Source organism: Pseudomonas putida (assembly GCF_001941965.1).
Classification (GTDB): domain Bacteria; phylum Pseudomonadota; class Gammaproteobacteria; order Pseudomonadales; family Pseudomonadaceae; genus Aquipseudomonas; species Aquipseudomonas putida_L.
Genome location: NZ_MKZO01000058.1, coordinates 133,357 through 158,860, shown reverse-complemented (window position 1 = coordinate 158,860; position 25,504 = coordinate 133,357). Strand labels below are relative to the sequence as shown.

The following is a 25,504-nucleotide window of genomic DNA, read 5'->3' as shown; positions in this document are numbered from 1 at the left end:
GGCATCAGACCGTGTGCAGGTACCAGTTGTATTCGAGGTCGGAAATCGACACCTCGAACTCCGCCAGTTCGCTTTCCTTGCAGGCGACGAAAATATCGATGTAGTCGGGGCTGATGTACTGGTTCAGGACTTCGCTGTCGTCCAGCTCGCGCAAGGCATCACGCAGGTTGTTCGGCAGGCTCTGTTCCAGTTGCTCGTAGGAATTGCCTTCGATCGGCGCGCCCGGCTCGATCTTGTTGGTCAGACCGTGGTGAATGCCGGCGAGGATCGCGGCCATCATCAGGTAAGGGTTGGCGTCGGCGCCGGCCACCCGATGCTCGATGCGTACCGCGTCGCTGCTGCCGGTCGGCACGCGGACCGCCACGGTGCGGTTGTCCAGGCCCCAGCTCGGCGCATTCGGCACATAGAACTGGGCGCCGAAGCGGCGGTAGGAGTTGATGTTCGGGCAAAGGAAGGCCATGGACGCCGGCATGGTTTCCAGCACGCCGCCGATGGCGTGGCGCAGGGTTTCGCTCTGCTCGGGGTCTTCGCTGGTGAAGATGTTCTTGCCGGTGGCCTTGTCCAGCAGCGAGATGTGCACGTGCAGGCCGTTGCCGGCCTGGCCCGGATAGGGCTTGGCCATGAAGGTGGAGTCCATTTCATGGTCGTAGGCGATGTTCTTGATCACCCGCTTGAGCAGCAGCGCGTAGTCGCAGGCCTTCATCGGATCAGCGACGTGGTGCAGGTTCACCTCGAACTGTGCCGGGGCGCTTTCCTTGACGATGGCGTCAGCCGGGATGCCCTGCTCCTTGGCGGCTTCGAGCATGTCCTGAAGGCAATCGACGTATTCGTCGAGGTCGTCGATCAGGTACACCTGGGTCGATTGCGGGCGCTTGCCGGAAATCGGCGAACGCGGCGGCTGCGGGCGTCCGTTGAGGTTGTCCTGGTCGATCAGGTAGAACTCCAGCTCGAACGCGGCGCAGATGGTCAGGCCCAGGGCGTCGAACTTCTCCACCACGCCGCGCAGCACTTCCCGCGGGTCGGCGAAAAACGGCGTGCCATCCAGCTCGTGCATGGTCATCAGCAATTGCGCGGTGGGGCGCTTCTGCCAGGGCTCGAAGCTCAGGGTGCCGGGAATCGGGTAGCAGATGCGGTCGGAGTCGCCGATATCCAGGCCCAGGCCGGTGCTTTCCACGGTGGAGCCGTTGATATCCAGGGCGAACAGCGAGGCAGGCAGGTTGATGCCCTTTTCATAGACCTTGACCAGGCTCGCCCGCTCGATGCGCTTGCCACGCACGACCCCGTTCATGTCGGCGATCAGCAGATCGACGAATTGCACCTCGGGGTGGGCCTTGAGGAATTCGCCCATTTCATCAACGGGGATGGCGCACGGGGAGACCGACGTCATGGCTAGGCATCCTTTGGAATTTTTATAGGGGCAGCAATGTAGGGAAGTAACGCGGGTATTCGGGGGCGATGGCTGGTCTTGTTCTCGGGTAGTCCATCGGAAGAAACGGCGGGCGCGACAAACCTTGCTTGACGGCCACGTTCGCACTATAGAATGGCCTCCACGCAAACAGACATTGGCGTTTTGGCAAGCGAAGAGTGCACCGATGCAATATCAGATCAGCCACGCCGACCTCTCCCTGGTTCTCGCCTTGGTCCGCGGTCGCTCCCTGGCGAAGGCGGCGGAACTGCTCAAGGTCGACGTTTCCACGGTATTCCGTTCGATCCGGCGGATGGAGGCGGCGCTGGGTACGGCGTTGTTCGTGAAGAGCCGCAAGGGCTATATCCCCACCGGCACCGCCCAGGCCCTGGCCGAGCAGGCCGAGCGTGCCGAACAGGCGCTGGACGCGGCGCGGGTGGCCCTGGCCCATGGCGAGCAGGTGGTCAGCGGCACGGTGCGTCTGACCTGCACCGACGCCGTGCTGCACAGCCTGCTGCTGCCGGCCCTGGCCGAATTCATGCCGGCCTATCCGGCGCTGACCCTGGAACTGGCCACCTCCAACACCTTCGCCAACCTCAGCCGGCGGGATGCCGACCTGGCCCTGCGCCTGACCAACGCCCCGCCGGAGCATCTCGTAGGACGTTGCCTGGGATCGGCGTCATACGTCATCTGTGGCCGTGAGGAGTTTCGCCCGCGCCTGGAGGAAAACCCGGCCAGCGTGCCGTGGATCGCCCCCGACGACTCCATGCAGGACCACCCCACCGTGGTCTGGCGCAGCGAGAAATTTCCCGGCGTACTGCCGCGCTACCGTTGCAGCGGGATCTCCTCGATCGCCCAGATGGTCGGCGCCGGGCTGGGCGTGGCGGCACTCCCGGACTACATGGCCCATACCCTGCCCGGCGTCTCGCAACTGAGCGATGCCCTGCCCGGCTGCGACACCCAGTTGTGGCTGCTGACCCGTCCGGATTGCCGGGCCCTGCGCTCGGTGCAGACCCTGTTCGACGAGCTCACGCCGCGCTTGCGCAATGCATTGATCTGAGCAATAGATGAAGACTATTGAAATAGACGCTTACAAGTAGGTATCGTCAGCCTATTCCGGGCTCGCGGCCGAAAACAGCGCTTCCCTAAAGGCTGGTTATTTTTTAAACTGCCGAGTCCACTCGCCCACCTTTGGGCAGAACACCGCATTCGCTATTCGAGGAACACCATGGCCCGCGTAACCGTTGAAGACTGCCTGGAACACGTTGATAACCGTTTTGAGCTGGTCATGCTGTCCACCAAGCGTGCCCGTCAACTGGCGACCGGCGGCAAAGAGCCACGTGTGGCGTGGGAAAACGACAAGCCTACCGTCGTAGCGCTGCGTGAAATCGCCGAAGGTATCGTCACCCCCGAGTTCATCGCCGCCGAAGATATCGTCACCGAAGACCCGGTCTTCCCGACCTTCGAGGACGAGGCCAACGAGGCCGTCTAAGTCCATGCCTGGTCGACGTTGTACGGCGCGGGTCCCCTATCCTCGGCAGGAGGTCGAATCTTGCCGAGCATAGACGCCCTCGCCGATCGCCTATCGACCTATCTGGGTCCAGACCAGGTCAACCTGGTCCGCCGGGCCTATTTCTACGCCGAGCAGGCCCACGACGGCCAGCGCCGCCGCAGCGGCGAGGCGTACGTCACGCATCCGCTGGCGGTCGCCAGCATCCTCGCCGACATGCACATGGACCATCAGAGCCTGATGGCGGCCATGCTGCACGACGTGATCGAAGACACCGGCATCGCCAAGGAAGCCCTCAGTTCGCAGTTTGGCGAGACCGTCGCCGAGCTGGTCGATGGCGTCAGCAAGCTGACCCAGATGAACTTCGAGACCAAGGCCGAGGCCCAGGCGGAAAACTTCCAGAAGATGGCCATGGCCATGGCCCGGGATATCCGCGTGATCCTGGTCAAGCTGGCCGACCGCCTGCACAACATGCGCACCCTGGAAGTGCTGTCCGGCGAAAAGCGCCGGCGCATCGCCAAGGAAACCCTCGAGATCTACGCCCCGATCGCCAACCGCCTCGGCATGCACAGCGTGCGCATCGAGTTCGAGGACCTGGGCTTCAAGGCGATGTACCCGATGCGCTCGGCGCGCATCTACCAGGCGGTCAAGCGCGCCCGTGGCAACCGCAAGGAAATCGTCAACAAGATCGAGGAGTCGCTGAGCCACTGCCTGGCCGTCGACGGTATCGAAGGCGAGGTCAGCGGCCGGCAGAAGCACATCTATGGCATCTACAAGAAGATGCGCGGAAAGCGCCGCGCCTTCAACGAGATCATGGATGTCTACGCGTTCCGCATCATCGTCGACAAGGTCGACACCTGCTACCGCGTGCTCGGCGCCGTGCACAACCTGTACAAGCCGCTGCCCGGGCGCTTCAAGGACTACATCGCGATCCCCAAGGCCAACGGCTACCAGTCGCTGCATACCACCCTGTTCGGCATGCATGGCGTGCCCATCGAGATCCAGATTCGCACCCGCGAGATGGAAGAGATGGCCAACAACGGCATCGCCGCGCACTGGCTGTACAAGTCCAGCGATGACGAGAAGCCGAAAGGCGGCACCCACGCCCGCGCACGGCAGTGGGTCAAGGGCGTGCTGGAACTGCAGCAACGTGCGGGCAACTCCCTCGAGTTCATCGAGAGCGTGAAGATCGACCTGTTCCCGGACGAGGTCTACGTGTTCACGCCCAAGGGCCGCATCATGGAGCTGCCCAAAGGCTCCACCGCGGTCGACTTCGCCTACGCGGTGCACACCGACGTCGGCAACAGCTGCATCGCCTGCCGCATCAACCGCCGCCTGGCGCCGCTGTCGGAACCGCTGCAAAGCGGCTCCACCGTCGAGATCGTCAGCGCCCCGGGCGCCCGGCCGAACCCGGCCTGGCTCAACTTCGTGGTCACCGGCAAGGCACGCACGCACATTCGCCACGCGCTCAAGCTGCAGCGCCGTTCCGAGTCGATCAACCTCGGCGAACGCCTGCTGAACAAGGTGCTCAACGGTTTCGACAGCGCCCTCGACAAGATTCCGCAGGAGCGCATCCAGGCGATGCTCGCCGAGTACCGTCTGGAACTGATCGAAGACCTGCTGGAAGACATCGGCCTGGGCAACCGCATGGCCTACGTGGTCGCCCGCCGCCTGCTGTCCACCGAGGGCGAGCAGTTGCCGAACCCGGAAGGCCCGCTGGCGATCCGCGGGACCGAAGGTCTGGTGCTGAGCTACGCCAAGTGCTGCACGCCGATCCCGGGGGACCCGATCGTCGGTCACCTGTCGGCGGGCAAGGGCATGGTGGTGCACCTGGAGAACTGCCGGAACATCAGCGAAATCCGCCACAACCCGGAAAAGTGCATCCAGTTGTCCTGGGCCAAGGACGTCACCGGCGAGTTCAACGTCGAACTGCGCGTCGAGCTGGAACACCAGCGCGGCCTGATCGCCCTGCTGGCCAGCAGCGTCAACGCCGCCGATGGCAACATCGAGAAAATCAGCATGGATGAGCGTGATGGCCGCATCAGCGTCGTCCAGTTGGTGGTCAGCGTGCACGACCGCGTGCACCTGGCCCGCGTGATCAAGAAACTGCGTGCGCTGACGGGGGTCATCCGAATCACCCGCATGCGCGCGTAGCCCTTCCCTTGCAAGGAGTCACCATGACCAAGACCGTCATCAACAGCGACAAGGCACCTGCCGCCATCGGCACCTACTCCCAGGCGATCAAGGCTGGCAACACCGTCTACATGTCGGGCCAGATCCCCCTCGATCCGAAGACCATGGAGCTGGTAGAGGGCTTCGAAGCCCAGACCGTCCAGGTGTTCGAGAACCTCAAGGCGGTGGCCGAAGCGGCTGGCGGCTCCTTCAAGGACATCGTCAAGCTGAACATCTTCCTGACCGACCTGAGCCACTTCGCCAAGGTCAACGAGGTCATGGGCCGCTACTTCGAGCAGCCATACCCTGCCCGTGCGGCCATCGGCGTTGCCGCCCTGCCACGCGGTTCGCAGGTCGAGATGGACGCTATCCTGGTACTCGAGTAATACCCCCTGCGGCGAGCCGTCCGGTTCGCCGCATCTTTATCCTGAAGGACCCCGTCATGCGCCACGCGCTTGCCCTTTCCCTGGTTGCCGCACTGCTGGGCGGCTGCGCCAGCCACAAACCCGAAGACTACAACGGCATCTGGATCAACCAGGCCGCGATCGATGCTGCCTCCAAGGGCACCGGCCTGCGCTACGCGCTGGAGCGCAACGGTCCGAACTTCGAGTGGAAGGTCAATATTGCCGCGGGCCAGGCCAGTTACAGCAACGGTTTCGAACTGGTCGAGGGCCGTCTGAAGGCCATCGACGAGGACCACTGGCAAGTGCAGCTGGAAGGCGACCAGGTGGAGAACCTCGAGCTGGACGGCAAGGAACTGGTCCAGGCGAGCAGCGAATGGGCGCCGGAGCAGCGTTTCCAGCGCAATACCAACGAAATCGATCCTGATGTTCCGCCGGGCGCGATTTTCGAGAAGGCGCTGTACGGCGCCTACATGAAAGGCGACTGGCGCGTCCTCGACGGCCCGGGCCTGGGCGGCACCGTGCGTTTCCGGGATAACGGCAGCCTCGACGGCCTGCCCAACCTCGACCGCTATGCCCTGTGCCTGGCCGGCGATTGCGCGACCATGACCGGCAAGTACGACAGCATGTGGCTGGAGCGCAATCAGCAAGGCAACCCGTGGATCTTCAAGCGTGACGGCAAGCAGCTGGAGATTTTCCAGGCCGTCAACGAAGCGCGGCCGGATGAAATGCCGGAGCTGCGGCCGGGGGCCCGGCGCTGGTTGCTCGAGCGCAAATAACACCCGCGACGCGGACCCTGTGGGAGCTGGCTTGCCAGCGATTGCTGTAGTGAATTCACCATAGCTATCGCTGGCAAGCCAGCTCCCACAGGGGTCCGCGTCGTGCTTTAGGGCTTTTGGCTCTCGAGGATCGCGGCGTAGCCCTCGCGGTAGCTCGGATAGGTCGGGGCCCAGCCCAACGCCCGGGCGCGGGCATTGCTGCAGCGCTTGCTACCAGTGCGCCGCACCCGCTGCTGCTCCGACCACTCGGTAACCCCCATGTACTCACGCAGCCAGGCCACCACCTCGGCCAACGGCGCCGGCGCATCATCCACGCCGATATAGCAGGCATCCAGCGCCCGCCCATCGTGATCGGCACGCAGCAGAAACGCCAACAACCCGGCGGCATCCTCGGCATGGATGCGGTTGCCGTACAGCGGCGGCTCTTCCGTCACCCGATAGCCCTGCCGAACCTGGCTCAGCAGCCACTCACGACCCGGTCCGTAGATTCCGGTCAACCGCACGACACTGGCCGGAATCCCGCTGTCCAGCGCCAGACGCTCGGCTTCCAGCATCACCCGCCCGGAGTACTCCTGCGGGACGGTCTCGGCGGTTTCGTCGATCCACTCCCCGTCCTTCTGCGCGAACACGCTGCTGCTGGAGACGAACAGCAGGCGCCGCGGCTTCTGTCCACGCTCGGCGAGCCAAACCAGCACATTGCGCAGCCCCTCGACATAGGCCGAGCGATAACCCGGCTCGTCGTGCTGGCTCGCCGCAACGCAATAGACCAGGTAATCGGGGGCGATCGTCGGCCAATCTGCCGGAATTTCGCGCTGTTCAAGGTCAGCAGCAATGGCCGTGACGCCCGCCGGCACCGCGCTGGCGTTGCGCCGCAAACCACTCACTGCCCAGCCGCCCGCCAGCAATTGCGTGGCCAGTCGGCCCCCGACATCGCCGCAGCCGACTACCAGAACCGAAGATGCTGACATGCTGAAACTCCCGTAATCAAAGGCTGAACTATCCCGGCAAAATCGATAGGCGGCTAGCGATCGAAGTAAAAAAAGCTACTTTATTACTTCTGCTAACAAGAATTACTTGCAATAATGGCCGCCCATTTTTCTGTTCTCGGCCTGTTTCGAGGCCCTGAAGAGCATCCACTCATTCTTCTTCATCAGGTCCGGCCAGCATGACACGCATCCAACCTTCCGCTTCGCCAACCACGTCGCGCGCCCTGCGCGCCATCGCAGCGCTGATGTTCAGCCTGCTGCTGGCACCCGCCGCGATGGCTGAAGAGCCAACGGCAGCTTCGGCAGCACCTGCCGCAGCCGCCGCTCCAGCGAACCCGAGCGCAGAAGCTGCCGCTCCAGGTGCAGAACAAGCCGCCGCCGCTCCGGTCGATCCGGCCGCAGCGCCAGTGGAAGGCGCAGCCGAGCCCCTGAATGCGGACGGCGAGCCTCTGGCTGAAGACACCACCCTGGGCATGGGCCACGACCTGTCGCCATGGGGCATGTACCAGAACGCCGACGTGGTGGTCAAAGCGGTGATGATCGGCCTGGCCATCGCCTCGATCATCACCTGGACCATCTGGATCGCCAAAGGCTTCGAGCTGCTGGGTGCCAAACGCCGCCTGCGTGGTGAGATCGCCGCACTGAAGAAGTCCGTTTCGCTCAAGGACGCCGCCGACAAGGCCGACAAGCCGGGCACCCTGGCCCATGTGCTGATCCACGATGCCCTCGAGGAAATGCACCTCTCGGCCAACGCCCGCGAGAAAGAGGGTATCAAGGAGCGCGTCAGCTTCCGCCTGGAACGCCTGGTAGCCGCCAGCGGCCGCAACATGTCCAGCGGCACCGGCGTCCTCGCCACCATCGGTTCCACTGCACCGTTCGTCGGTCTGTTCGGCACCGTGTGGGGCATCATGAACAGCTTCATCGGCATCGCCAAGACCCAGACCACCAACCTCGCCGTGGTCGCCCCGGGTATCGCCGAAGCCCTGCTGGCCACCGCCCTGGGCCTGGTCGCAGCCATCCCGGCCGTGGTGATCTACAACGTCTTCGCCCGTTCCATCGCCGGCTACAAGGCCCAGGTTTCCGACGCCTCGGCGCAGGTCCTGCTGCTGGTCAGCCGCGATCTGGACCACCAGCCAGGCGAGCGTTCCGCTCAGCCGCACATGGTGAAAGTGGGGTAAGCCATGGGCCTGCATCTTAATGAAGGTGGCGACGATCTCGCCGAGAACCACGAAATCAACGTAACGCCGTTCATCGACGTGATGCTGGTGCTGCTGATCATCTTCATGGTCGCGGCACCCCTGGCGACGGTCGACATCAAGGTCGACCTGCCGGCCTCGACGGCGAAGCCCGCGCCCAGGCCGGAAAAACCGGTGTTCCTCAGCGTCAAGGCCGACCAGAAGCTTTACCTCGGTGAAGAACTGGTCCAGCAGCACGACCAACTGGGTCCGATGCTGGATGCCAAGACCAAGGGCGACAAGGAAACCACGATCTTCTTCCAGGCCGACAAGGGCGTGGACTACGGCGATCTGATGGACGTCATGAACATTCTGCGCGCCGCCGGCTACCTCAAGGTCGGCCTGGTCGGGCTTGAGACGGCAGCGAAGAAATGATCGAGACCCGGTACAAGCTGGGGCGTTATGGCGGTAGCCTGTTTCTCGTGCTGGCGGTGCATGCCATCGCCATTGCGCTGACCCTGAACTGGTCCCGGCCAGAGGCTATCGAATTGCCGCCTGCGGCCATGATGATCGCAATGCCACCGATGCCGGAGCCGGCACCGCCACCACCGCCCCAGGTGGTGACGCCGCCACAGCCACCGGCACCGGTGGAAGAACCGCCGCTGCCGAAGCTGGTCGAGGCGCCGAAGCCGAAGATCGCGATTCCCAAGCCTGCCAAGCCGAAGGCCAAGCCACAACCGCCCAAGCCTGAGCAGAAGGAAGAGCCGAAGGAGAAACCGGTCGAGCAGGAAGTTGCCGACGCCCCGCCAAGCCCGGCGCCAGCCACCAAATCGGCTGCTCCGGCGCCGAGCGTGCCGAGCAACAGCCAGGCCAAGGCAACCTGGCAGAGCGAGCTGCTGAACCACCTGGCCAAGTTCAAGCGCTATCCGGAAGATGCGCGTCGCCGCGGCCAGACCGGTATCACCCAGCTGCGCTTCGTGGTCGACTCCGAAGGCCGCGTGGTGTCTTACGAGCTGGTCGGCAAGTCCGGCAGTGCCTCGCTGGACCGCGCGACCCTGGAAATGATCCGCAGAGCGCAACCGCTGCCCGCGCCGCCGAAGGACATCCTGACCAACGGCGTCATCGACCTGAAGGCACCGTTCGTCTTCTCTCTCGAGAAGAACCGGCGCTAAGCCAAACTGGGGCCGCAACGCGGCCCCAAAGTTTTTGGCCAATCATCGTTTCTGTCGCACACGCACAAGTCTGATAACGTGCGTCTATCGGTTGCAGCCGCTATGCTGGGGCCGCTACTTCACGGACGCCAGTTATGACCCTCACAGAATTGCGCTACATCGTCACCCTTGCCCAGGAACAGCACTTCGGCCATGCCGCCGAGCGCTGCCATGTCAGCCAGCCGACGCTGTCGGTGGGCGTGAAAAAGCTGGAGGACGAGCTGGGCGTACTGATCTTCGAGCGCAGCAAGAGCGCGGTGCGCCTGACCCCGGTCGGCGAGAGCATCGTCGCCCAGGCGCAGAAGGTCCTCGAACAGGCCCAGGGTATCCGCGAACTGGCCCAGGCCGGCAAGAACCAGCTGACCGCGCCGCTCAAGGTCGGGGCGATCTATACCGTCGGTCCCTACCTGTTCCCGCACCTGATTCCGCAACTGCACCGGGTCGCCCCGCAGATGCCGTTGTACATCGAGGAAAACTTCACCCACGTGCTGCGCGACAAGCTGCGCAACGGCGAGCTGGACGCAGTGATCATCGCCCTGCCGTTCAACGAAGCCGACGTGCTGACCCTGCCGCTCTACGACGAGCCGTTCTACGTGCTGATGCCCGCCGGGCACCCGTGGACCCAGCAGAAAACCATCGATGCCGGCCTGCTCAACGACAAGAGCCTGCTGCTGCTCGGTGAAGGCCACTGCTTCCGCGACCAGGTCCTGGAAGCCTGCCCGACCCTGGGCAAGGGCAACGACGGCGCCAAGCACACCACGGTGGAGTCCAGCTCGCTGGAAACCATCCGCCATATGGTCGCCTCGGGCCTGGGCGTGTCGATCCTGCCGCTGTCGGCGGTACACAGCCATCATTACGCCCCGGGGGTGATCGACGTGCGTCCGCTGAGCGCGCCCGCGCCGTTCCGCACCGTGGCCATCGCCTGGCGCGCCAGCTTCCCGCGGCCCAAGGCCATCGAGATCCTTGCCGACTCGATCCGCCTCTGCTCCGTGGCCAAGCCGCCCGCGAGCGAGTAGGTCGTTGTCATGACCGAGTTGTCCCATGTGTCGGTCACGGCACTGAAAGGCGTAGGCGAAGCCCTTGCCGAGAAACTGGCCAAGGTCGGCCTGGAAAACCTCCAGGACGTGCTCTTCCACCTGCCCCTGCGCTATCAGGACCGCACCCGCGTAGTGCCCATCGGCGCCTTGCGCCCGGGCCAGGACGCGGTGATCGAGGGTGTGGTCAGCGGCGCCGACGTGGTCATGGGCAAGCGCCGCAGCCTGGTGGTGCGCATGGGTGACGGCAGCGGCGTGCTCAGCCTGCGCTTTTACCACTTCAGCATGGCGCAGAAGGACGCGCTCAAGCGCGGCACCCACGTGCGCTGCTACGGCGAAGCGCGGCCCGGTGCCTCGGGCCTGGAGATCTACCACCCGGAATACCGTGTGCTCAACGGCAACGAACCACCGCCCCCGGTGGACCAGACCCTGACGCCGATCTACCCGACCACCGAGGGCCTGACCCAGCAGCGCCTGCGCCAGCTGAGCCTGCAGACCCTGACCATGCTCGGCCCGCGCAGCCTGCCGGACTGGCTACCGGAAGAGCTGGCCCGGGACTATCAGCTCGGCCCGCTGGACGAAGCCATCCGCTACCTGCACCAGCCACCGGCGGACGCCGATGTCGACGAGCTCGCCGAAGGCCAGCACTGGGCCCAGCACCGCCTGGCCTTCGAAGAACTGCTGACCCATCAACTGTCGCAGCAGCGCCTGCGCGAAAGCATGCGTTCGCTGCGCGCCCCGGTACTGCCGAAAGCCAGGCACCTGCCCCGGCAATTCCTCGCCAACCTGGGCTTCCCGCCCACTGGCGCGCAGCAGCGCGTCGGCAACGAGATCGCCTACGACCTGAGCCAGCAGGAACCCATGCTGCGCCTGGTGCAGGGCGATGTCGGCGCCGGCAAGACCGTGGTCGCCGCCCTCGCCGCCCTGCAGGCGCTGGAAGCCGGTTACCAGGTGGCGCTGATGGCGCCCACCGAGATTCTCGCCGAGCAGCACTTCATCACCTTCAAGCGCTGGCTGGAGCCGCTGGGCATTGAAGTCGCCTGGCTGGCCGGCAAGCTCAAGGGCAAGGCCCGCGTCGCCGCGCTGGAACAGATCGCCACCGGCACGCCGATGGTGGTCGGCACCCACGCGCTGTTCCAGGAAGAGGTGAAATTCCACAATCTCGCCCTGGCGATCATCGACGAACAGCACCGCTTCGGCGTGCAGCAACGCCTGGCCCTGCGCCAGAAAGGCGTGGGCGGGCGCTTCTGTCCGCACCAGTTGATCATGACCGCTACGCCGATCCCGCGGACCCTGGCGATGAGCGCCTACGCCGACCTCGACACCTCGATCCTCGACGAACTGCCCCCCGGCCGGACCCCGGTGAATACCGTGCTGGTCGCCGACAGCCGGCGCTTCGAAGTGGTCGAGCGGGTCCGCGCCGCCTGTGCCGAAGGGCGCCAGGCCTATTGGGTGTGTACCCTGATCGAAGAGTCCGAGGAACTGACCTGCCAGGCCGCCGAGACCACCTTCGAAGAGCTTTCCAGCGCCTTGGGCGAACTGCGCGTGGGGCTGATCCACGGCCGCATGAAAGCCGCGGAAAAAGCCGCGGTCATGGCTGAATTCAAGGAAGGCCGCCTGCAATTGCTGGTGGCCACGACGGTGATCGAGGTGGGCGTGGACGTGCCCAATTCCAGCCTGATGATCATCGAAAACCCCGAGCGCCTGGGCCTGGCCCAGCTGCACCAGTTGCGCGGCCGGGTCGGACGCGGCAGCGCAGTGAGCCACTGCGTGCTGCTCTACCACCCGCCGCTGTCGCAGATCGGCCGCGAACGCCTGGGGATCATGCGCGAAACCAATGATGGTTTCGTCATCGCCGAGAAGGACCTGGAGCTGCGCGGCCCCGGGGAAATGCTCGGCACCCGCCAGACCGGCCTGCTGCAATTCAAGGTCGCCGACCTGATGCGCGACGCCGACCTGCTGCCCGCCGTGCGCGACGCAGCCCAGGCCCTGCTGGCACGCTGGCCCGACCACGTCAGCCCGCTCCTGGAGCGCTGGCTGCGTCACGGCCAACAATACGGCCAGGTGTGACGAATTCGGCGGAATTGGATCCAGGCCGCCGGTCAAGCTGGTTATAATCTCGCCACTGTGAAGAATTTGGATACAGACCATGATTGAAGTTGCCCTCGATACTGCAACCCCACAGGTTCCGTCTGTTATCCGGCTGCTGCTCGAAAAGCTGGGTATCGCCTACCGCGAAGTCGCCGATCACCCGCAGCTGCCGCCCGAAACCCGCGTTCAGACCGTCCTGCTCGACGACACGGTCGGCGCGCTGATGGTGCTGTTCCCGCAGAGCCAGCTGCTCGACCTCAGCCGCCTGACCGAGCTGACCGGGCGCAAGCTGGCCGCCGTGCCGCTGGAGCGCCTGCAGAGCATGCTCGACAAGCATGGCCTGAAGATCCTGCCCGGCATCCCGGCGCTGACCAGCTCGCCGTGCCTGTACGAAGACAGCCTGCTCAAGCCGGACGCCCTGCTGGTGCAGTCGGGTGAAGCCGGGCTGCTCCTGGAAATCGAGCGCGACGACTTCCGCAAGATGCTCAGCAAGGCCAGCGCCGGCCAGTTCGGCGAGCTGCTGAGCAAGATCCATCCGAACCTGGACCGTCCGCTGGATGACCGCGACGAGATCACCCAGGCGGTCCAGGCGTTCACCGCGCGGCGCATCCAGCAGCGCCTGGAATCGACCATCGAGATTCCGCCGCTGGCCGAGACGGCGCAGAAGATCATCAAGCTGCGGGTCGACCCCAACGCCACCATCGACGACATCACCGGCGTGGTCGAGACCGACCCGGCGCTGGCGGCCCAGGTGGTCAGCTGGGCGGCTTCGCCCTACTACGCCTCGCCCGGCAAGATCCGCTCGGTGGAAGACGCGATCGTCCGCGTGCTCGGTTTCGACCTGGTGATCAACCTGGCGCTGGGCCTGGCCCTGGGCAAGACCCTCAGCCTGCCCAAGGACCACCCGCAACACACCACGCCGTACTGGCAGCAATCGATCTACACCGCTGCGGTGATCGAGGGGCTGACCCGGGCCATGCCGCGGGCCGAACGTCCCGAAGCCGGCCTGACCTACCTGGCGGGCCTGCTGCACAACTTCGGCTACCTGCTGCTGGCCCACGTCTTCCCGCCGCACTTCTCGCTGATCTGCCGGCACCTGGAGGTCAACCCGCATGTCTGCCACAGCTATGTCGAGCAGCACCTGCTGGGTATCAGCCGCGAGCAGATCGGCGCCTGGCTGATGCGTTTCTGGGACATGCCGGATGAGCTGGCCACTGCGCTGCGCTTCCAGAACGACCCGCACTACGCCGGCGACCACTCGCCGTTCGCCAACCTGGTATGCCTGTCGGTGCGCCTGCTGCGCGCCCGGGGCATCGGCTCGGGGCCGGATGAGGCGATTCCGGATGAATTGCTCGAGCGCCTGAGCATCAGCCGTGAAAAGGCCGAGGACGTAGTGAACAAGGTGCTGGAAGCGGAAGTGATGCTGCGCGAGCTGGCTTCGCAGTTCAGCCAGCACTGATTGGCTGTGCCGCTGATGGCCTCATCGCTGGCAAGCCAGCTCCCACAGGTTCAGCGGTGCACGCAGTCCCTGTGGGAGCTGGCTTGCCAGCGATGAGGCCATCAGCCACACCCCATACCAGAAGTCTTACTTCTTCTTCGGTTTCAGGTACTTCATCAACCCCTGGAACCAGATCACCAGCGCCGGATTGCCCTTGATCTGGATGGTCTTGTCCTGAATCCCCTGCATGAACGCCAGCTGCTTGTTCTTCGCCTGCAGCGTCTCGAAACCAAACGCCGCGTCCTTGAACGCAATGGCAAAGGCCGGTGCCGGGTGCGTACCGCCGCTGCTGCGGATACGGCTGTCCTTGACCACGAAGTGACGGGCGACCTTGCCGTCCAGGGTCTGCAACTGGAACACCAGGTCCTTGTCCTTGAGTTGCTGCTGGAACGCCGGGTTCTTGCGACTGGCCCGGGCCATCAACAGCCCCATGGCCCAAAGGAGAAAGCGGAACTTCATGAATGCGCCTCGGTGAAAAAGTGACTGCCGGCGCGCAGTTTATCCTTTTAGTGAACGAAAGCTACTGATCCCGCAAAACAAAACGGGCATCCCCAGGATGCCCGTCTTGACCGCATTCGATGGATCACGCCATCAGTTGACGCTTTCCTTGAGGGCCTTGCCTGGCTTGAACGCCACGGTATTGCTGGCCTTGATTTTCACCGGTTCGCCGGTTTGCGGGTTCTTGCCGGTGCGAGCGCCGCGGTGGCGTTTTTCGAAGGTACCAAAACCCACGAGCGTCACGCTGTCGCCTTTGCTCAGCGCATGGCTGATTTCATCCAGGACGACATTCAGTACGCGACCGGCCTGATCCTTGGTGAGATCGGCCTTCTCGGAAATGGTTGCGGCGATTTCGGATTTACGCATGGTGAAGCCTCTTTGACGGAATTTTTGTTGTTATGCCGTGCTGCCCTTCAAGGCAGCGCCCAAGGCACCGCAGGCTCTAGTCTGCGGCAGACGGAAGTGAGGATGGCACGCCGCCAAGGGCCGCGCCAGTCTCGACGCGGCCATTGGGCGGGCAATGGAAGGGTAAATCCGACAGAACGACCGGTATTTACGCCAGCAGGGCCGGAAGCTGGCGATTGAGCGCCAGTTTCTCCATGACCGCACTCCCGGTCAGGGCATAGCCGAGCAACTGGCCCTGAGCATCGTGGCAGAGCACTTTCAGGTCGCTGCCCTGGCCTTCCACGCTCCAGGTGCCTTCGTTGCCAAGGGGCGGCGGCGACACCACCAGTGGACAGACCGGGGTCTTCACCGTGATCGGCATCGGGCCATAGGCGACTGCGGAAGGGTTGCCCGCCAGGGTCTGTGCCAACGCACGCGCACTGGTCATCAGCGGCATGACGTAAAGCAGATTGAGGCCATCGACCTCGGCACAGTCGCCCAGGGCGAAGATATTGGCGTGGGACGTGCGCAGTTGCCGGTCCACCACCACTCCACGGTTGATCCGCAGGCCGGCAGCGCCAGCCAGGTCAGTACGTGGCCGCAGGCCGACCGCCGAAACCACCAGATCGCAGGCAATCACCGAACCGTCCGACAGGTGCGCCTCAAGCCCTTCGCTCGCCCGCAGCAGGCGGGTCAGCACCGGCCCGAGATGGAAACGCACACCCAGGCCTTCGAGGCCGCCCTGGACGGCCGCTGCGGCCGCCGGGTGAAGCAAGGTCGGCATGACCTGCTCGCACGGCGCCACCACGTCCACCTCGAAGCCGCCCAGGCTCATGTCGTTGGCGAATTCGCAGCCGATCAGGCCGGCACCGAGGATCAATACCCGACGTTTGCCGGCAGCAGCGGCACGGAAGCGCGCGTAGTCTTCCAGATCGTTGATCGGGTACACCGCATCGACACCATCGCCTTCCATCGGCACACGCACGGTTTCCGCGCCCCAGGCCAGCACCAGGTCGCGGTAGCGCACCTGCTCCTCGCCGATCCACAGGCGCTTGTGTCCCGGATCGATGCCGCTGATACGCGTGTGGGTGCGGATCTCGGCCTTGAGCTGCTCGGCCATAGCCCCCGGCTCGGCCATGCTCAGGCCGTCGGCGTCCTTGTTCTTGGCGAAGCCGGTGGACAGCATCGGCTTGGAATAGGAGCGCCCGTCATCCGCAGTGATCAGCAGCAACGGCGTCTCGCCATCGAGCTTGCGAAATTCGCGGGCGAGGTTGTAGCCCGCCAGCCCGGTGCCGATTATCACGACGGGATCGGTCATGCCTTGAAAGTCCTTGTCTGGGTTGAAAACGGGATCAGCCGATGGCGATCATTTCGAAGTCGGTCTTGCCCACGCCGCAGTCCGGGCACAGCCAGTCTTCCGGGACATCTTCCCAGCGGGTGCCCGGCGCGATGCCGTCATCCGGCCAGCCTTCGGCTTCGTCATAGATCAGGCCGCACACGATGCATTGCCACTTTTTCATCACTGTTTCTCCTCGGGTTCAGGCCTGGCCCGATCCTGCTTTTATGGAAATGGCGATCGGGCCGTCAGCGGGCTTTGTACTGAGCCCGGCCTGGGGATGCAAGCCGCGTTGGGCAAACATGTTAAGCTTCGCCGCTTCACTGGCCTGTAACCCCTTGACTACCGTGCCAAACGAATCCTCGCAATATTCCGCCGTGCACTGGGCGCCGCATGATGCGCGGCTGGCAGCCCAGACCCCGGCGCTGATCCTCGACTGGCTGTTCGACCAGGGTTCCCTGACCCGCCGCCTGATCCGCCTGTCCACCGACCATTTTTCCGTGACCCCGCTGGCCGAAGGCTGGCAGACCCTGCGTGACGACGAGTGCCTGGCCCTGGGCCTGGCGCCCGGCAGCCAAGGCTGGGTGCGCGAGGTGTACTTACGCGGCCACGGCGAGCCGTGGGTGTTCGCCCGCAGCGTCGCCGGGCGCCAGGCCCTGCTCGATGACGGGCTGGACCTGGAAGCGCTGGGCAGCCGCTCGCTGGGCGAACTGCTGTTCTGCGACCAGGGCTTCGTGCGCCAGGCCATAGAGGTCTGCCACTACCCGTCCGCCTGGCTGCCCGAGGGGCAGACGGACGAAGGTCTCTGGGGCCGCCGTTCGCGTTTCGACCGCGGCGCCCTGGGCCTGCTGGTGGCCGAAGTGTTCCTGCCCGGCCTGTGGCACGCCACCGAAGCGTTCAAGGAGGCCCGCTGATGTACCTGAACCTGCTCAAGTCGCTCAACCGCCTGCACCCCCGGGCCTGGGACTTCATCCAGCTGAGCCGCATGGACAAGCCGATCGGCATCTACCTGCTGCTCTGGCCGACCTTGTCGGCGGTGTGGATCGCCGGCAATGGCTCGCCGAGCGTGGCCAATGTGCTGATCTTCCTGTTCGGCGTGGTGCTGATGCGCGCGGCCGGTTGCGCGATCAACGATTTCGCCGACCGCAAGGTCGACGGTCATGTGAAACGCACTGCCGAGCGGCCGCTGGCCGCCGGTCGGATCAGCGCTCGCGAAGCCCTGGCGCTGTTCGCCTTGCTGGTGGGCATCAGCTTCCTGCTGGTGCTGTGCACCAACCAGAAGACCGTGCTGCTGTCGTTCGGCGCGGTGGCGCTGGCGGCCTGCTACCCGTTCATGAAGCGCTACACCTATTACCCGCAGGTGGTGCTGGGGGCGGCGTATTCGTGGGGTATTCCCATGGCGTTCACCGCGGCCAACGGCGAGTTGCCGGCGATCGCCTGGCTGCTGTACATCGCCAACCTGTTGTGGACGGTGGGCTATGACACCTACTACGCGATGGTCGACCGCGACGATGACCTGAAGATCGGCGTGAAATCCACCGCGATCCTGTTTGGCGAGGCCGACCGCATCATCATCCTGGCGCTGCAGGGTGCGTCGCTGCTGTGCCTGCTGCTGGCGGGCAACCAGTTCGGCCTGGGTGGCTGGTTCCATCTGGGGCTGCTGGGCGCGGCGCTGTGCTTCGCCTGGGAATACTGGTCGACCCGCGGGCTGGAGCGGGAGGCCTGCTTCAAGGCGTTCCTGCATAACCATTGGGCGGGATTGATCATCTTTGTCAGCATCGTGGTCGATTACGCCACTCGCTGATCTGCATTGTTGTCGAGGCCCTCATCGCCGGCAACGCCGGCTCCCACAGGTCCGGCGGTGCATGCGGTCCCTGTGGGAGCCGGCGTTGCCGGCGATGAGGCCCTCGAGGCTTACGGCTTGGCCGCGTGCCACACATCCTTCATGCCGTCACCGGTCTTGTCCCCGGCCGCCTTGTCCTTGACGAAGGTATACAGCGGCTTGCCGTCGTAAGCCCACTGCATGCTGCCGTCGTCGCGCTTGATCTGCGTCCACTTGCCCTCGGCCTTGTCGCCGGCCTTGGCCATCAGCGGCGGCCAGTTCTTGGCACATTCACCGGCGCACATCGACTTGCCACCACTGTCCTTGTCGAAGGTGTAAAGCGTCATTCCGGCGTGGTCCACCAGCATGCCGTCCTTCTCCATCGCCGGCGCGGCCAGTGCCACCCCCGGGAGTGCCAGGGCAGTGCAAAGAGCCATCCAGTTCAGCGTATGTCGTGTCATTGGATTCACCGTTCTCTTCTTGAAATGCGGGATTTAAAGCCTAGCCCAGTAACAGAATGTTGCTGCAAGGTCCCCGGACTTGTCACACAGCTGCAATAATTCCGTTATCTAATGCGGGCCAAGACACCTGAAGCTGGGAAGAGGTTTAAGCATGGTTGGCAGGAATATTCTCATCGTCGACGACGAAGCGCCCATTCGCGAAATGATCGCCGTTGCCTTGGAAATGGCCGGCTATGACTGCCTGGAGGCCGAGAACTCCCAGCAGGCGCACGCCATCATCGTCGACCGCAAGCCGGACCTGATCCTGCTCGACTGGATGCTCCCGGGCACCTCCGGCATCGAGCTGGCCCGCCGTCTGAAGCGCGACGAGCTGACCAGCGACGTGCCGATCATCATGCTCACCGCCAAGGGTGAGGAAGACAACAAGATCCAGGGCCTGGAAGTCGGCGCCGACGACTACATCACCAAGCCGTTCTCGCCCCGCGAACTGGTTGCCCGCCTCAAGGCCGTGCTGCGCCGTGCCGGCCCGACCGACGGCGAAGCGCCGATCGAAGTCGGCGGCCTGCTGCTCGACCCGATCAGCCACCGCGTGACCATCGACGGCAAACCCGCCGAGATGGGCCCGACCGAATACCGCCTGCTGCAATTCTTCATGACCCACCAGGAACGCGCCTACACCCGTGGCCAGTTGCTGGACCAGGTCTGGGGCGGCAACGTCTATGTCGAGGAGCGTACCGTCGACGTGCATATCCGTCGCCTGCGCAAGGCGCTGGGTGATGCCTACGAGAATCTGGTACAAACCGTCCGTGGTACCGGCTACCGCTTCTCGACCAAGAGCTGAAAACAGCCACAAGCCTCAAGCTATAAGCCTCAAGTAAGAGCAAAAGCAAAACTAGATCAGCTTCAACCTTGCAGCTTATGGCTTGCAGCTTGAGGCTGATCCGAAAGGATCCCAATTGAACCAGAACTGGCACGGCACCCTGATTCGCCACATGCTTTTGCTGATCAGCGTCTGCCTGATCGCCGGGCTTGTCAGCGGTTACTACGGCTGGGCCATGGCCTTGGGCCTGGCGGTCTACCTGGGCTGGACCCTCAAGCAGATGCTGCGCCTGCACCATTGGCTGCAGGCGCACAAACCCGACGAGCCGCCACCGGATGGCTATGGCCTGTGGGGCGAAGTGTTCGACAGCATCTATCACCTGCAGCGCCGCGACCAGCGCGTGCGGGGGCGCCTGCAGGCGGTGATCGACCGCGTCCAGGAATCCACCGCCGCCCTGAAGGACGCGGTGATCATGCTCGACAGCGAAGGCAACCTGGAGTGGTGGAACCGCGCCGCCGAGACCTTGCTGGGCCTCAAGACCCCACAGGACAGCGGCCAGCAGGTGACCAACCTGGTGCGCCATCCGCGCTTCAAGGAATACTTCGAGGCGGAAAACTACGTCGAGCCCCTGGAAATCCCCTCGCCGACCAGCGACCGCATGCGCATCCAGTTCCACATCACCCGCTACGGCAACAACGAGCACCTGATGCTGGTGCGCGACGTGACCCGCATCCACCAGCTGGAACAGATGCGCAAGGACTTCGTCGCCAACGTGTCCCACGAGCTGCGCACGCCACTGACCGTGATCGCCGGCTACCTGGAGACCCTGCTGGACAACGTCGAGGAGGTGAACCCGCGCTGGGTCCGCGCCCTGCAGCAGATGCACCAACAGGGTGGACGCATGCAGACCCTGCTCAACGACCTGCTGTTGCTAGCCAAGCTGGAAGCCACCGATTACCCCTCGGACAACCACCCGGTCGCCATCGACGGCCTGCTGACCTCGATCAAGAGCGATGCCCAGGCCCTGTCCGGTCAGCGCAACCAGCGCATCAGCCTGGAAGCCGAACCCGGCCTGCGTCTCAAGGGCAGCGAGGCGGAATTGCGCAGCGCCTTCTCCAACCTGGTGTTCAACGCGGTGAAATACACCCAGGACGAAGGCAATATCCGCATCCGCTGGTGGGCCGACGAACAGGGCGCGCACCTGAGCGTGCAGGATTCCGGCATCGGCATCGACGCCAAGCACCTGCCACGCCTGACCGAACGCTTCTACCGGGTCGACTCCAGCCGCGCCTCCAACACCGGCGGCACCGGCCTGGGCCTGGCGATCGTCAAGCACGTGCTGTTGCGCCACCGCGGACGCCTGGAGATCAGCAGCGTGCCCGGCCATGGCAGCACCTTCACCTGCCACTTCGCTCCCGCCCAGTTGATCGCGCAAAAGGCTCACTGATCCAGCGGACTTTGCATTTGCGCCCCCAGCCGCTACATTGGCGGACCGTGCCAGCACAAGCTGGCACTTATTTCTTTCTATTTCTAGAACACGGAACCCCGTAAAACTCCATCATGGAACCTTCTTCCAGTATCAGCCTCGCCTCTCTTTTCGCCGATTTCGGCATGATTCTTTTCGCTTTGCTCCTGGTCCTGCTCAACGGCTTCTTCGTTGCGGCGGAGTTCGCCATGGTCAAGCTGCGCTCGACCCGGGTCGAGTCGATCGCCGAGCAGCACGGCTGGCGCGGCAGCATCCTGCGCACCGTGCACAGCCAGCTAGACGCCTACCTGTCCGCCTGCCAGCTGGGCATCACCCTGGCCTCGCTGGGCCTGGGCTGGGTCGGCGAGCCGGCCTTCGCCCACCTGCTGGAGCCGCTGCTGGCTGCGGTCGGCGTGGAGTCGCCGGAGATCATCAAGGCGGTTTCGTTCTTCAGCGCCTTCTTCGTGATTTCCTACCTGCACATCGTGGTCGGCGAGCTGGCGCCGAAATCCTGGGCGATCCGCAAGCCGGAACTGCTCTCGCTGTGGACCGCCGTGCCGCTGTACCTGTTCTACTGGCTGATGTACCCGGCCATCTACCTGCTCAACGCCAGCGCCAACGCCATCCTGCGCATCGCCGGCCAGGGCGAGCCGGGCCCGCATCACGAGCATCACTACAGCCGTGAAGAGCTGAAGCTGATCCTGCACTCCAGCCGTGGCCAGGACCCGAGCGACCAGGGCATGCGCGTGCTGGCCTCGGCAGTGGAGATGGGCGAACTGGAAGTGGTCGACTGGGCCAACTCCCGGGAAGACATGATCAGCCTCGACGCCAACGCGCCGCTGAAAGAGATCCTGGCGATGTTCCGCCGCCACAAGTTCAGCCGTTATCCGGTGTACGACGCCGAACGCGGCGAGTTCGTCGGCCTGCTGCACATCAAGGACCTGCTGCTGGAACTGGCGGCCCTGGACCATGTCCCGGAGTCCTTCAACCTGGTCGAGCTGGTGCGTCCGCTGGAGCGGGTGTCCCGGCACATGCCGCTGTCGCAGTTGCTGGAGCAGTTCCGCAAGGGTGGCGCGCACTTCGCCCTGGTCGAGGAGGCCGACGGCAAGGTGATCGGCTACCTGACCATGGAAGACGTGCTGGAAGTGCTGGTCGGCGATATCCAGGACGAACACCGCAAGACCGAGCGCGGCATCCTCGCCTACCAGCCGGGCAAGCTGCTGGTGCGGGGCGACACGCCGCTGTTCAAGGTCGAGCGCCTGCTCGGCATCGACCTTGACCATATCGAGGCGGAAACCCTCGCCGGCCTGGTGTACGAGACCCTCAAGCGGGTCCCGGAAGAGGAAGAAGTGCTGGAAGTCGAAGGCCTGCGCATCATCATCAAGAAGATGAAAGGGCCGAAGATTGTCCTGGCCAAGGTGCTCAAGCTCGATTGAGCGGCCTCAGGGGTTGCCGGCGGTAAAGTTCGGCAACCCGCCGATGGCCTGGTTGAACTGGTAGGGAATCGACTCCACCGCCAGCCCGACATTGCGCTGCACCACGAAATGCAGGTGCGGCGCGGTGCTCCTCCCGGTATTCCCCGAACGCGCCAGCGGCGTGCCATAGGCCACCTGCTGGCCTTCGCGCACCAGCACCGAACCGCGCTGCAAATGCAGGTACACGCCCATGGTGCCGTCGTTGTGCAGGATCCTTACGAAGTTGCCGGACGGCTGGGTGCCCCGCCCGCTCTGCCGGTTCTCGATCTTCACCACCACGCCGGCCCGCGCGGCGATGATCGGCGTGCCTTCGGGCATGGCGATATCCATGGCATAGCGGCCTTTCGGGCCGAAGTGGCTGAAGCGGCCGTTGGGGCCCTGGGTCAGGCGGAACGGTCCGCCACGCCAGGGCAGCGGGTAACGATAGGCCTGGGGACGCTGGGCGGGGTCGCCAAGGGCGGTGCGCAGGGTTTCCTTGTAGCTGACCTTCTGTCCCGGCCGGATCGCCGTCAGCGCGGCCACGGCCACCGTGGCCCGTGCAGGGATCACCCGGCGCACCAGACGCGGTCCCGCTTCCCGGGCGTTGCCCAGGCGTTCCAGGCGCAGTTCGACCTCCACCGGGGCGTACAGCTCGTTGTACACGGAGAAATGCACGCCGCCGGGATGGGGCGTGGCTTGCAGATGGACCTGGCGCTCGAGCTTCTCTTCCATGCGGTCGCGGAAGAGGAACGGCTTTGCGCCGGGCATCGGGCGATCGGAATAGGTCACCACGCCAAAGGCATCGCGGTGTTGGTAGATGGTCATGGCCAGCGCCGGCCCGGCGGATAGCAGCAATGCACAGAACAGCAGCAGGCGAGCGGGCATGACGGGAGGCCCTCCGACGACGGGGCTTTCTTGGGGTTGTCGTCGAAGCCTAGCAGCGGGAAATCGGCCGGGAAGCCGTGGAAACGGCTTGAGAGGGTTGCAGGCGATCAGCGGTGGCAATTTGCCGCTAGACGGCCATATTCACCGGCCTCATCGCTGGCTCCCACAAGGACCGAGTGCTCCGCAAACCCTGTGGGAGCTGGCTTGCCAGCGATGAGGCCATCAGTAGTAACCAAGCAGTCAGGCGCTTGGAATGTACTGCTTCTGCGCCGTCCCGCGGGCGATCAGCCGCGACAGGTAATCCAGCTTCTGCGCATCCTGGTCGACAAAGCGGAAGATCAGCTGCAGCCAGTCACTGTCCGGCTTCGGCTCCATGGCCGCGACCGAGTGCAGGTAGCCGTTGAGGCGGGCGACCTCCGAGGTCTCGCCCTGCTCCAGGTCGAGCACGGCGCCTTCCAGGACCTGCGGCAGCGCCTCGCTGCGGCGTACCACCAGCGAGGCTTCCTTGAGGGTCAGGGCCTTGATGATGCACGGCTGGTTGCCGCTGGACAGACGCAACTGGCCCTGGCCCCGACCGGTCGGCGATGCCGGCTGGGCGGGAGGCGTCGGCGCATTGATCAGCGGCTTGGCCGCAGGTGCGGCAGCCGTCGGAGTGGCGGCCTTGGGTGCATTGCCGGTCAGGGCCGACAGCGAATCGTTGGCAAAACCGGTGGAGGAGCGGGCCGGACCACCCGCCATGGCGGCGTCCAGCTTGCCAACCTTGGCCAGGGACTTCTTCACCTTGGTCAGCAACTGCTCGTTGGTGAACGGCTTGCCGACATAGTCCGAAACGCCGGCATGGATCGCCTGGACCACGTTCTCCTTGTCGCCCCGGCTGGTGACCATGATGAACGGCAACGCCTTGAGGGCATCCTGCTGGCGGCACCAGGTGAGCAACTCGAGACCGGACATCTCCGGCATCTCCCAGTCGCACAGGACCATGTCGAAGACTTCCTTGGCCATCAGGGCCTGGGCCTTGCGCCCGTTGACCGCATCTTCCGTGATCATCCCCGGAAAATAGTTGCGCAGGCATTTCTTTACCAGGTCACGGATGAACGGCGCATCATCCACAACAAGAACTTTGACTTTACTCATCGCCACTCCTTCCAGATCCCGGCTAGCATAACGTTGACTGATGGCCATTTGCCAAAACTTCGGTCACGCCGGGACAACAACACACTCGTTCGCGGGTGCCTTCTCTTGCGCTGCCGCAAACGAAAACGCCCGGCCAAAAGCCGGGCGTCAGTTCTCGGGGCAGTCTTATTTATCGTCAGATTCAGCCGGAACATTAGCCTTTTCGACGCCCTGGACTTCTTCTTTCATGCGCTTGAGGCCCATGTGCCGCACGTCGGTGCCGCGTACCAGGTAGATCACCAGCTCGGAGATATTGCGTGCATGGTCGCCGATCCGCTCCAGCGAGCGCAGGGCCCAGATCACGCTGAGCACCCGGGAGATCGAGCGCGGATCTTCCATCATGTAGGTGACCAGTTCGCGCAGGGCGGTCTTGTATTCGCGGTCGATGGTCTTGTCGTACTGGGCCACGGAGAGCGCCAGGTCGGCGTCGAAGCGGGCGAAGGCATCCAGGGCATCACGCACCATGTTGCGCACCTGGTCGCCGATGTGGCGGACCTCGACGTAGCCCCGCGGCGACTCGCCTTCCTCGCACAGCTGGATGGCGCGGCGGGCGATCTTGGTCGATTCGTCGCCGATGCGCTCCAGGTCGATCACCGACTTGGAGATGCTGATGATCAGGCGCAGGTCGGAAGCGGCCGGCTGGCGGCGGGCGAGGATGCGCACGCATTCCTCGTCGATGTTGCGCTCCATCTGGTTGATCTGCTCGTCGACCTCACGCACCTGCTGGGCCAGGCCGGAGTCGGCCTCGATCAGCGCGGTGACGGCGTCGTTGACCTGCTTCTCGACCAGGCCGCCCATGGCCAGGAGATGGCTGCGCACCTCTTCGAGTTCGGCGTTGAACTGCTGGGAGATGTGATGGGTGAGGCTGTCTTTATCGATCATGCTTTCGCTCCGCAAAGCTGCCGGCCCCAGGCCGCAAGCTTCAAGTCATTCGTGTCTGTCCC

General features: G+C 64.4%; 26 protein-coding genes. 16 read left to right on the top strand and 10 right to left on the bottom strand.

Annotated elements, in window-relative coordinates; translation table 11 throughout:
• Positions 1 to 4: 4 nt before the first annotated feature.
• Entirely contained in the window at positions 5 to 1,387 is a 1,383-nt protein-coding gene (locus tag PSEMO_RS26420) for a glutamine synthetase family protein (protein WP_075805847.1), read from the bottom strand.
• 205 nt (positions 1,388 to 1,592) lie between these two features.
• Between PSEMO_RS26420 and PSEMO_RS26415 the strand changes: the two genes are divergently transcribed.
• The 5 genes from PSEMO_RS26415 to PSEMO_RS26395 all read left to right on the top strand — a co-directional run bounded on the left by PSEMO_RS26415 (position 1,593) and on the right by PSEMO_RS26395 (position 6,267).
• Entirely contained in the window at positions 1,593 to 2,465 is an 873-nt protein-coding gene (locus PSEMO_RS26415) for a LysR family transcriptional regulator (protein WP_075805846.1), read from the top strand.
• Between the two features lie 168 nt (positions 2,466 to 2,633).
• Positions 2,634 to 2,897 carry a DNA-directed RNA polymerase subunit omega gene (gene rpoZ / locus PSEMO_RS26410; protein ID WP_075805845.1) on the top strand — a complete coding sequence of 88 codons (264 nt, stop codon included), beginning with the start codon at positions 2,634 to 2,636 and terminating at the stop codon, positions 2,895 to 2,897.
• A gap of 60 nt (positions 2,898 to 2,957) precedes the next feature.
• Positions 2,958 to 5,069, top strand: coding sequence for a bifunctional GTP diphosphokinase/guanosine-3',5'-bis pyrophosphate 3'-pyrophosphohydrolase (gene spoT / locus PSEMO_RS26405; protein ID WP_075805844.1), 2,112 nt, complete (start codon positions 2,958 to 2,960; stop codon positions 5,067 to 5,069).
• Between the two features lie 23 nt (positions 5,070 to 5,092).
• Positions 5,093 to 5,473, top strand: a complete 381-nt coding sequence (locus PSEMO_RS26400) for a RidA family protein (RefSeq protein WP_009394407.1) — start codon at positions 5,093 to 5,095, stop codon at positions 5,471 to 5,473.
• 56 nt (positions 5,474 to 5,529) lie between these two features.
• On the top strand, positions 5,530 to 6,267 hold the full coding sequence (locus PSEMO_RS26395) for a hypothetical protein (protein WP_075805843.1): 738 nt from the start codon (positions 5,530 to 5,532) through the stop codon (positions 6,265 to 6,267).
• Positions 6,268 to 6,374: 107 nt separating this feature from the next.
• Here the strand turns inward: PSEMO_RS26395 and PSEMO_RS26390 are convergent, their stop codons facing one another.
• Positions 6,375 to 7,235, bottom strand: a complete 861-nt coding sequence (locus PSEMO_RS26390) for an NAD-dependent epimerase/dehydratase family protein (RefSeq protein WP_075805842.1) — start codon at positions 7,233 to 7,235, stop codon at positions 6,375 to 6,377.
• Positions 7,236 to 7,432: 197 nt separating this feature from the next.
• On the opposite strand from PSEMO_RS26390, the gene exbB reads away from it, so the two are divergent.
• From exbB to PSEMO_RS26360, 6 genes are all read left to right on the top strand, one after another.
• Positions 7,433 to 8,431, top strand: a complete 999-nt coding sequence (gene exbB, locus PSEMO_RS26385) for a tonB-system energizer ExbB (protein WP_075805841.1) — start codon at positions 7,433 to 7,435, stop codon at positions 8,429 to 8,431.
• Between the two features lie 3 nt (positions 8,432 to 8,434).
• Positions 8,435 to 8,863 carry a TonB system transport protein ExbD gene (gene exbD / locus PSEMO_RS26380; RefSeq protein ID WP_075805840.1) on the top strand — a complete coding sequence of 143 codons (429 nt, stop codon included), beginning with the start codon at positions 8,435 to 8,437 and terminating at the stop codon, positions 8,861 to 8,863.
• Positions 8,860 to 9,600 (top strand): energy transducer TonB, encoded by a 741-nt coding sequence (locus tag PSEMO_RS26375; protein WP_075805839.1) that lies wholly within the window; start codon positions 8,860 to 8,862, stop codon positions 9,598 to 9,600. Before exbD ends, PSEMO_RS26375 begins: the two co-directional genes overlap by 4 nt.
• Positions 9,601 to 9,734: 134 nt before the next feature.
• On the top strand, positions 9,735 to 10,655 hold the full coding sequence (locus PSEMO_RS26370; protein WP_075805838.1) for a hydrogen peroxide-inducible genes activator: 921 nt from the start codon (positions 9,735 to 9,737) through the stop codon (positions 10,653 to 10,655).
• 9 nt (positions 10,656 to 10,664) lie between these two features.
• Positions 10,665 to 12,743 carry an ATP-dependent DNA helicase RecG gene (recG, locus tag PSEMO_RS26365; RefSeq protein WP_075805837.1) on the top strand — a complete coding sequence of 693 codons (2,079 nt, stop codon included), beginning with the start codon at positions 10,665 to 10,667 and terminating at the stop codon, positions 12,741 to 12,743.
• 79 nt (positions 12,744 to 12,822) lie between these two features.
• Positions 12,823 to 14,223, top strand: coding sequence for an aminoacyl-tRNA deacylase and HDOD domain-containing protein (locus PSEMO_RS26360; RefSeq protein WP_075805836.1), 1,401 nt, complete (start codon positions 12,823 to 12,825; stop codon positions 14,221 to 14,223).
• A gap of 126 nt (positions 14,224 to 14,349) precedes the next feature.
• On the opposite strand, the gene PSEMO_RS26355 is transcribed toward PSEMO_RS26360, so the two are convergent.
• From PSEMO_RS26355 to PSEMO_RS26340, 4 genes are all read right to left on the bottom strand, one after another.
• A complete protein-coding gene (locus PSEMO_RS26355) occupies positions 14,350 to 14,721 on the bottom strand; it encodes a helicase (RefSeq protein ID WP_075805835.1) in 372 nt (123 codons plus the stop codon).
• Between the two features lie 132 nt (positions 14,722 to 14,853).
• Positions 14,854 to 15,126 (bottom strand): HU family DNA-binding protein, encoded by a 273-nt coding sequence (locus PSEMO_RS26350; RefSeq protein WP_075805834.1) that lies wholly within the window; start codon positions 15,124 to 15,126, stop codon positions 14,854 to 14,856.
• Positions 15,127 to 15,313: 187 nt separating this feature from the next.
• Entirely contained in the window at positions 15,314 to 16,462 is a 1,149-nt protein-coding gene (locus PSEMO_RS26345) for an NAD(P)/FAD-dependent oxidoreductase (RefSeq protein ID WP_075805833.1), read from the bottom strand.
• Positions 16,463 to 16,496: 34 nt separating this feature from the next.
• Positions 16,497 to 16,664 (bottom strand): rubredoxin, encoded by a 168-nt coding sequence (locus PSEMO_RS26340; RefSeq protein ID WP_075805832.1) that lies wholly within the window; start codon positions 16,662 to 16,664, stop codon positions 16,497 to 16,499.
• A gap of 118 nt (positions 16,665 to 16,782) precedes the next feature.
• Between PSEMO_RS26340 and PSEMO_RS26335 the strand changes: the two genes are divergently transcribed.
• Both PSEMO_RS26335 and ubiA read left to right on the top strand, forming a co-directional pair.
• Positions 16,783 to 17,394: a chorismate--pyruvate lyase family protein gene (locus PSEMO_RS26335; RefSeq protein ID WP_075805831.1), complete on the top strand. Its 612-nt coding sequence runs from the start codon at positions 16,783 to 16,785 to the stop codon at positions 17,392 to 17,394.
• Positions 17,394 to 18,284 carry a 4-hydroxybenzoate octaprenyltransferase gene (gene ubiA, locus PSEMO_RS26330; protein ID WP_075805830.1) on the top strand — a complete coding sequence of 297 codons (891 nt, stop codon included), beginning with the start codon at positions 17,394 to 17,396 and terminating at the stop codon, positions 18,282 to 18,284. The genes PSEMO_RS26335 and ubiA overlap by 1 nt, the downstream gene beginning before the upstream one ends.
• Positions 18,285 to 18,394: 110 nt before the next feature.
• On the opposite strand, the gene PSEMO_RS26325 is transcribed toward ubiA, so the two are convergent.
• Positions 18,395 to 18,763: a COG4315 family predicted lipoprotein gene (locus PSEMO_RS26325; RefSeq protein WP_075805829.1), complete on the bottom strand. Its 369-nt coding sequence runs from the start codon at positions 18,761 to 18,763 to the stop codon at positions 18,395 to 18,397.
• Positions 18,764 to 18,914: 151 nt separating this feature from the next.
• Between PSEMO_RS26325 and phoB the strand changes: the two genes are divergently transcribed.
• The 3 genes from phoB to PSEMO_RS26310 all read left to right on the top strand — a co-directional run bounded on the left by phoB (position 18,915) and on the right by PSEMO_RS26310 (position 22,484).
• Positions 18,915 to 19,604, top strand: coding sequence for a phosphate regulon transcriptional regulator PhoB (phoB, locus tag PSEMO_RS26320; protein WP_075805828.1), 690 nt, complete (start codon positions 18,915 to 18,917; stop codon positions 19,602 to 19,604).
• 115 nt (positions 19,605 to 19,719) lie between these two features.
• Positions 19,720 to 21,030, top strand: coding sequence for a phosphate regulon sensor histidine kinase PhoR (gene phoR, locus PSEMO_RS26315; protein ID WP_075805827.1), 1,311 nt, complete (start codon positions 19,720 to 19,722; stop codon positions 21,028 to 21,030).
• Positions 21,031 to 21,143: 113 nt separating this feature from the next.
• The gene (locus PSEMO_RS26310; RefSeq protein WP_075805826.1) at positions 21,144 to 22,484 is read left to right on the top strand and encodes a hemolysin family protein; all 1,341 of its coding nucleotides are present in this window, start codon (positions 21,144 to 21,146) and stop codon (positions 22,482 to 22,484) included.
• Between the two features lie 6 nt (positions 22,485 to 22,490).
• On the opposite strand, the gene PSEMO_RS26305 is transcribed toward PSEMO_RS26310, so the two are convergent.
• The 3 genes from PSEMO_RS26305 to phoU all read right to left on the bottom strand — a co-directional run bounded on the left by PSEMO_RS26305 (position 22,491) and on the right by phoU (position 25,442).
• Entirely contained in the window at positions 22,491 to 23,387 is an 897-nt protein-coding gene (locus PSEMO_RS26305) for a peptidoglycan DD-metalloendopeptidase family protein (protein WP_075805825.1), read from the bottom strand.
• A gap of 240 nt (positions 23,388 to 23,627) precedes the next feature.
• Positions 23,628 to 24,521, bottom strand: a complete 894-nt coding sequence (locus PSEMO_RS26300) for a response regulator (RefSeq protein ID WP_075805824.1) — start codon at positions 24,519 to 24,521, stop codon at positions 23,628 to 23,630.
• A gap of 165 nt (positions 24,522 to 24,686) precedes the next feature.
• Positions 24,687 to 25,442, bottom strand: coding sequence for a phosphate signaling complex protein PhoU (phoU, locus tag PSEMO_RS26295; protein WP_009402408.1), 756 nt, complete (start codon positions 25,440 to 25,442; stop codon positions 24,687 to 24,689).
• Positions 25,443 to 25,504 lie beyond the last annotated feature (62 nt).

Coding starts and splice junctions, on each gene's coding strand:
- PSEMO_RS26420 (WP_075805847.1), bottom strand. CDS start 1,387: ATGACGTCGGTCTCCCCGTGCGCCATCCCCGTTGATGAAATGGGCGAA.
- PSEMO_RS26415 (WP_075805846.1), top strand. CDS start 1,593: ATGCAATATCAGATCAGCCACGCCGACCTCTCCCTGGTTCTCGCCTTG.
- rpoZ (WP_075805845.1), top strand. CDS start 2,634: ATGGCCCGCGTAACCGTTGAAGACTGCCTGGAACACGTTGATAACCGT.
- PSEMO_RS26400 (WP_009394407.1), top strand. CDS start 5,093: ATGACCAAGACCGTCATCAACAGCGACAAGGCACCTGCCGCCATCGGC.
- PSEMO_RS26395 (WP_075805843.1), top strand. CDS start 5,530: ATGCGCCACGCGCTTGCCCTTTCCCTGGTTGCCGCACTGCTGGGCGGC.
- PSEMO_RS26390 (WP_075805842.1), bottom strand. CDS start 7,235: ATGTCAGCATCTTCGGTTCTGGTAGTCGGCTGCGGCGATGTCGGGGGC.
- exbB (WP_075805841.1), top strand. CDS start 7,433: ATGACACGCATCCAACCTTCCGCTTCGCCAACCACGTCGCGCGCCCTG.
- exbD (WP_075805840.1), top strand. CDS start 8,435: ATGGGCCTGCATCTTAATGAAGGTGGCGACGATCTCGCCGAGAACCAC.
- PSEMO_RS26375 (WP_075805839.1), top strand. CDS start 8,860: ATGATCGAGACCCGGTACAAGCTGGGGCGTTATGGCGGTAGCCTGTTT.
- PSEMO_RS26370 (WP_075805838.1), top strand. CDS start 9,735: ATGACCCTCACAGAATTGCGCTACATCGTCACCCTTGCCCAGGAACAG.
- recG (WP_075805837.1), top strand. CDS start 10,665: ATGACCGAGTTGTCCCATGTGTCGGTCACGGCACTGAAAGGCGTAGGC.
- PSEMO_RS26360 (WP_075805836.1), top strand. CDS start 12,823: ATGATTGAAGTTGCCCTCGATACTGCAACCCCACAGGTTCCGTCTGTT.
- PSEMO_RS26355 (WP_075805835.1), bottom strand. CDS start 14,721: ATGAAGTTCCGCTTTCTCCTTTGGGCCATGGGGCTGTTGATGGCCCGG.
- PSEMO_RS26350 (WP_075805834.1), bottom strand. CDS start 15,126: ATGCGTAAATCCGAAATCGCCGCAACCATTTCCGAGAAGGCCGATCTC.
- PSEMO_RS26345 (WP_075805833.1), bottom strand. CDS start 16,462: ATGACCGATCCCGTCGTGATAATCGGCACCGGGCTGGCGGGCTACAAC.
- PSEMO_RS26340 (WP_075805832.1), bottom strand. CDS start 16,664: ATGAAAAAGTGGCAATGCATCGTGTGCGGCCTGATCTATGACGAAGCC.
- PSEMO_RS26335 (WP_075805831.1), top strand. CDS start 16,783: ATGTTAAGCTTCGCCGCTTCACTGGCCTGTAACCCCTTGACTACCGTG.
- ubiA (WP_075805830.1), top strand. CDS start 17,394: ATGTACCTGAACCTGCTCAAGTCGCTCAACCGCCTGCACCCCCGGGCC.
- PSEMO_RS26325 (WP_075805829.1), bottom strand. CDS start 18,763: ATGACACGACATACGCTGAACTGGATGGCTCTTTGCACTGCCCTGGCA.
- phoB (WP_075805828.1), top strand. CDS start 18,915: ATGGTTGGCAGGAATATTCTCATCGTCGACGACGAAGCGCCCATTCGC.
- PSEMO_RS26310 (WP_075805826.1), top strand. CDS start 21,144: ATGGAACCTTCTTCCAGTATCAGCCTCGCCTCTCTTTTCGCCGATTTC.
- PSEMO_RS26305 (WP_075805825.1), bottom strand. CDS start 23,387: ATGCCCGCTCGCCTGCTGCTGTTCTGTGCATTGCTGCTATCCGCCGGG.
- PSEMO_RS26300 (WP_075805824.1), bottom strand. CDS start 24,521: ATGAGTAAAGTCAAAGTTCTTGTTGTGGATGATGCGCCGTTCATCCGT.
- phoU (WP_009402408.1), bottom strand. CDS start 25,442: ATGATCGATAAAGACAGCCTCACCCATCACATCTCCCAGCAGTTCAAC.